Raw genomic sequence first — 5,345 nt, 5'->3', positions numbered from 1 at the left:
GCCCACCAATATGTTCCAGGCATCATCTATTTTAGGAGCGATCGTACCTACTTACTTTCGATCGAGATTTGTTGTTCTACTCGATCTGTCTAGCTAATTTTAATTAAGTATATCAGTAGCAATATCGACCGAATTGGTAATACCTGAAACCTAAATGGTGGGCAGTGCCCACCCGACAGCTTACCTTTTACCTTTTACCTTTCAATATTAAGCTTCAACTAATAATCCTAGCAGCGAGTTAACTTTCTGAATCATTTCAGTCGTAGCAAAGCCTTTGTTGAGATAATCGGTTGCTCCCAGACGGCGAGCTTCCTTACCCCATTCCTCGGACGATCGCGAGGAGACGACGAGAATCGGGATGGAGATGCCCAATTGTCGTGCTCGATCGATCAGCGTGAAGCCGTCCATATTGGGCATTTCCACATCAGTAATCATCAGATCGGGGTGGGGATTATTTTCTAGCCAATTTAGGGCTTCTAGACCATCGTTGCAGGTATGGGTGATAAATCCGTAGGTATTGAGACTGGCTTCAAACCGTCGGCGCATCAGTGCGGCATCATCGACGACTAGAATGACTGGGGCAGACGATTTGGTGCGCTCGACGGCGATCGTGCTGAAACTATAGTCAGTGGCGCGACGATCGACACTGGTGGCAAGTTTAGTCGTCAACGCGATCGGATCGAGGATCGAAATCAACCTGCCGTCAGATTGAAGACTCACCCCCAATAAGCCAGCAGGCGCAATCAGCGGGCTGGGGAGAGGATTGATGAGCAGTTCGGCTTGTCCGAGTAAATCGTCGGCAATCGACCAAATTTCGCTACCATTATGACCCTGACGAGTCCGAATGCAGACTGCGGTATCGGGGAGCGATCGATCGGTCGTTTGCCAATAATTGGCAAGATCGAAACCAGGTACATTGCCCCTACTAGTTGTCAGCGTCCAGGCACAAAGATTTACTTCATTATCTGCGGACATTGTTGCTGACAGCGAACTCAATAGAGCCGTTTCGAGGATTTCTTCTGTGGGGAAAGCAATCGTGCGATCGCCAACTTGGAATAGTACGCAGGGGACTAATAGTTGTGGAGCCGGAATTTCGATCGTAAACTTGGTACCGCGACCTACTTGAGTATCTAGGCTCAATTTGCCGCCCATGCTGGCAATCTGCGCGACGACGACATCCATGCCGACGCCACGCCCGGAGACCTCGCTGACAGCGGAGCTAGAGCTAAATCCTGGCTGACAGAGGACAGCTAATAGTTCGCTGGTGGTGCTAGTACGATCTAGCGGGAATCCTTTGGATTTGGCGATCTGCTGCACGCTCTGGGCATCAATGCCAGCACCATCGTCCTCAATTTCTAGGCGATACAGATTGCCCCGTCGAGTCAGGGCAACATGGATCGTCCCGCGCTCGGGTTTGCCCAGCGTTAACCGCTGGGCGGCGGTTTCTAAGCCATGATCGTAGGCATTTCTGAGCAGGTGCAGCAGAGCTGGTTCTAACTGTTGGACGACGCCAGCATCCAATTCTACCTGCTCATTTTCGACGGTTAATGTGGCTGGCTTGCCATAGCGGTTGGTGAGATCGCGCAAGATCGCTCTGGCGCGCTGAGTCAGATTCCGAAATGGTACTAGACGGCTGGTTTCAATCCCATCTTTGAGCCGAAGAATGCTGCGATCGAGATCTTCGAGATGGCTGTAGTTCTGATAAGTGGTGGTGTCGATTTCTTGCCCGAGTTCGGACATCCGCAGCATATTTTCGAGCAGCCGGACGATCGTGGTGTAGCCTTGACGATACCGCTCGATCGAGACACGATCGCTGGCATCGCGATCGTCACTGAGATCGCGGAGGAGGGCGTAGTTATCCTGGAGTTGGCGCAGTCTGGTGACAAATTGGGAACTCTCTTGTGTCAACACGCTCAACTGGCTGAGTTGAGATCGGAGGCGGCTGGAGGCATTCATCACCGCCCGTGCTGTCAATAGGGTGTCTACTACCTGTTGTGCCGATCGATCTAGCCGTTCGAGGGGTACGGGGATGGAGATCCCGCGTTTGGTTTCTACCACTGAGCTAGTGGCGACGGGTGCTGCAAGTGGTTCGGGGTCGGCTGGGGCTGGCTCAGGCGGTGCCACAAGTTCATCCTCGAATAATGCCATTAAATCTAAGTTATCTAGCTCGTCTAGTTCTGTGAGGTCATCTATTTCTGCTACAGCAGATTGAATTGACTGTGGCGGATTGAGATCGGCTGAGACATCTTCATCGCTAAAGAAGTCATCTAATAAATCTGGTAGTTCTAAATCGGATTCGATTGCTAATACCAGGGGTTCAGTAGTTGGTACAACTGGTGGATCGACAGGTAATATTTCTTCGTCCAGGAAGAAATCATTTAGTAAACCTGATAAATCTTCACGAGAGGCGATCGCGCTCTGTAGAGATTCATTAATTTGGGCAATTGATTCGTCGCTCGATTCGACAGGTATGGCTACAGGCGAAACGTCCTCATCTAGGAAGAAGTTATCGAGTAAATCTGGCAGTCTGGTGGGTTCATCGATCGCGTTGGGTAATTCGTTAATTACGGAGAGCGGTTCGTCGATCGATTCTACAGGTGAAATTTCGTCACCTAAGAGGAAGTTATCGAGTAACCCTGATAAATCTTCACCAGCGGCGATCGCGATCGGCAGAAGTTCATCTGACGGGGCAACTGCATCGATCGATTCTACAGGTAAGATCTCTTCAGTCAGGAAGAAATTATCAAGCAAACCTGATAGCTCAGCATGAGATTCGATCTCAAGATTGCTGACCATAACTGGTTCATCAATGTCAATACGATCGGCTAAATCTAGTTGAATATTTAGATCGAGTGGATTAGATTCAGATTCAGCAGCAACTATTAATGCGTCTAATTTTTCAAGTTCGACATCATCAATCTCGCCGCTATTTTTGATACAGGTCTTGAGGATTTGAAAATATGGCAACCAGATCGATCGCCACAATTGAGGATGGGGATTGGCGATTAATGATGCACCGCGTTGGAGTAAGATCGTCCAGCCGCGCTCTAATTCGATTTCGGTACCGATGTGGGTGAGTTGGTCGATCGTCGATCGAGCTGCGGTGATAATACTGGCAGGAATTTCACCTTGTGCGGGGATATTTGCCAGTTCCATTTCTAGATCCAAAACGACTAGATCGAAACCCTGCTCGGCAAATTCTTGATGAACTTGCTTCATTTCATTCCAGTCTGGTAAATATTTTTCCTTGACCTGAGCGTGGAGCGCTTGCAGTCGCTGAGTCGTCAATTGGGCGCGATTGCCATCCTCAATCTCGTCATTGGTTCCCGGCTCCGCAATTTCCAGACAGCTAGCAAGGAGTTCGCCAGCTTCTAAGAGCATTTGGCTCAAATGACCATCATCGAGTGGTGGTGCTGCTTCCAGGTACCGCAAATCTGATAGGAGATCTTCTAGCACGATCGCTCCATACAACATGCTATTGGCTTCAACCGTCACTGCTCCGCCTTTAATCGTGTGGATCGCGCGGTAGATTGACTGAATATCACCGATCCAAGATGCTGGCTGCAACTGTTGGACGATATCAAAATACAGCTCTAATTGTTGCTGAGTATCGACGAGAAACATCTCTCGCAACTCTTGTTGTAATTGTGCTTCGGCGGAACTGTCGGCGGTCATCATGATGTTTCTACGGCACGGGAATGGGGATGGAGAGATGGGGGGACAGAGGGACGGGGAGCGGGTTCACACCAGCAACGTAATCTGTGTACTCCGAAAAATCTGATGCCTCATGGTCGGGATTGAAGGAGGGCGTATACAGCGTCAGGATTTTTGACAACTGTGGAATCTTCTTCAGGCGCGATTGTATTAGTCCGTGAGGGGGTGTGGCGATCCAACTGGAAAAACTCGACGCGGTGGCGGAGATTTTGGGCGAGATCGCCCACGGCGCGTACTTGTTCGCGGGTGACTGTTGCCTGTTGTTCGGTAGTTTGAGCGATAATCCCGATCGAGCCGATCGCCGTGAGCGTTTCGCCAACTGCGCGAACGATCTCTTGACTGGAGCTACTTACTTGTTCGCCGACGATTGCTACTCGATCGGTCACTAGTTGAATATTGGTGAAAGCCTGCCGAGACTTGCCCATTTCACTGGTAAATTTGTGGACTAGCTCGTTGATGTCGGTGACATCCCGATCGAGACCGGAAGTTACGGTTTGAATCTGGTTGGTACGATTTTGCAGCGAAACCAAGCTATTGTTGGTATCGACGGCTAGCTCGTTGACTTGTTTGGCAATAGTTGCAAATTCATGTGCCAGACTAGCAAACTGGGTGGGGTCTTGCTCTTTGATGGCACGGGTAGATAGTAAGGAAGCATTCAGGGCGAGGACTCGGGTGAGAGCAGCTCCCCGCTGCCGATCTTTGGCAAACTGCGCGGCTAGTTCTACGAATTCATTCAGCCGCTGCATCCGTAAGGAGATTTGCTCGGTTCCCTGTTGGAGGGTACCAATCCCATCTGCCATCGCATTCATTTCTTGCTGCCCGTTGCTGACGGCAGCTTGAGCCAATTCTACGGCATCGATCGTTGCCAATGCCTGCTGCTGAGAGTTGGCAGTGAGGCTACTTACTCGGGCGATTAAAGTCTCGATCTGTTGGATCGATCGAGTTTGATTTTGAGCTTGAGTAGCTGTCTCGACCGCTAATTGCTCTAGTCCGCCCGCACTACCAGCTACTCCATCGGCGCTGGATACAACGATCGCGATCGTTTGATGCAGGGACTCGATCAGGCGATTGAGCGTATCGGAGATCAGTCCTGTTGCTCGTTCGTTGACCTCAGCCTGCACCGTCAGATCGCCATCTTCGAGCAAACTGACGATATCCAGAATATGACCGATATCGGCCTGGAGCGTGTCACTCTCGCGGACAACTTGCTCCTGTCGTACATTCCGCAGTTCGGCTTCTTGCTGGAGTTCGGTATTCACTTTGAGCAAATCGGCTTGGAATGCCTGGAGATCGCGCTGGGACTGCTCGCGATCGCGAATATAGCTCCGCACTGTCAGGACTACCAGCGAGCCAGTTACCACCAATAGACCTAAGCTCACCAGTGCCAGCAAGATTGACGCGCTCAGAGCTTGGCGATCGAGCTGCACCGCGTTTTCGGCAGCACTTTCGATCTTGGAGATGGTAGCGGTCACTCCGGCTGCATAAATCTGCTTATTTTGCTGATACTCTGGACTTGACAATACGGCGGTGATGCTGGTGCCGCCGCCACCCGCCGCCTTGTAAGCCGCGCTGTCGAAGACATCGGGGCTGTCGACGGTATACATCGCCATGTAGCGCGGCGCAGCGCCGGC

The 5,345-nt window shown here is 50.9% G+C and carries 2 protein-coding genes; both read right to left on the bottom strand.

Annotation, left to right across the window (positions count from 1 at the left end; genetic code table 11):
- Positions 1–207 precede the first annotated feature (207 nt).
- Positions 208–3,678: a response regulator gene (locus RMO35_RS19325; RefSeq protein ID WP_309743276.1), complete on the bottom strand. Its 3,471-nt coding sequence runs from the start codon at positions 3,676–3,678 to the stop codon at positions 208–210.
- A gap of 107 nt (positions 3,679–3,785) precedes the next feature.
- On the bottom strand, positions 3,786–5,345 hold a 1,560-nt coding region (locus RMO35_RS19320), incomplete at its 5' end, for a methyl-accepting chemotaxis protein (RefSeq protein WP_309743274.1).

The sequence above is a fragment of the Chamaesiphon sp. OTE_20_metabat_361 genome, assembly GCF_031364565.1.
This window is presented reverse-complemented; position numbering and strand designations above follow the sequence as displayed.

Bases quoted from the DNA above. Each gene is read 5' to 3' on its own strand.
- RMO35_RS19325 (WP_309743276.1), bottom strand. From the start codon at position 3,678: ATGATGACCGCCGACAGTTCCGCCGAAGCACAATTACAACAAGAGTTG.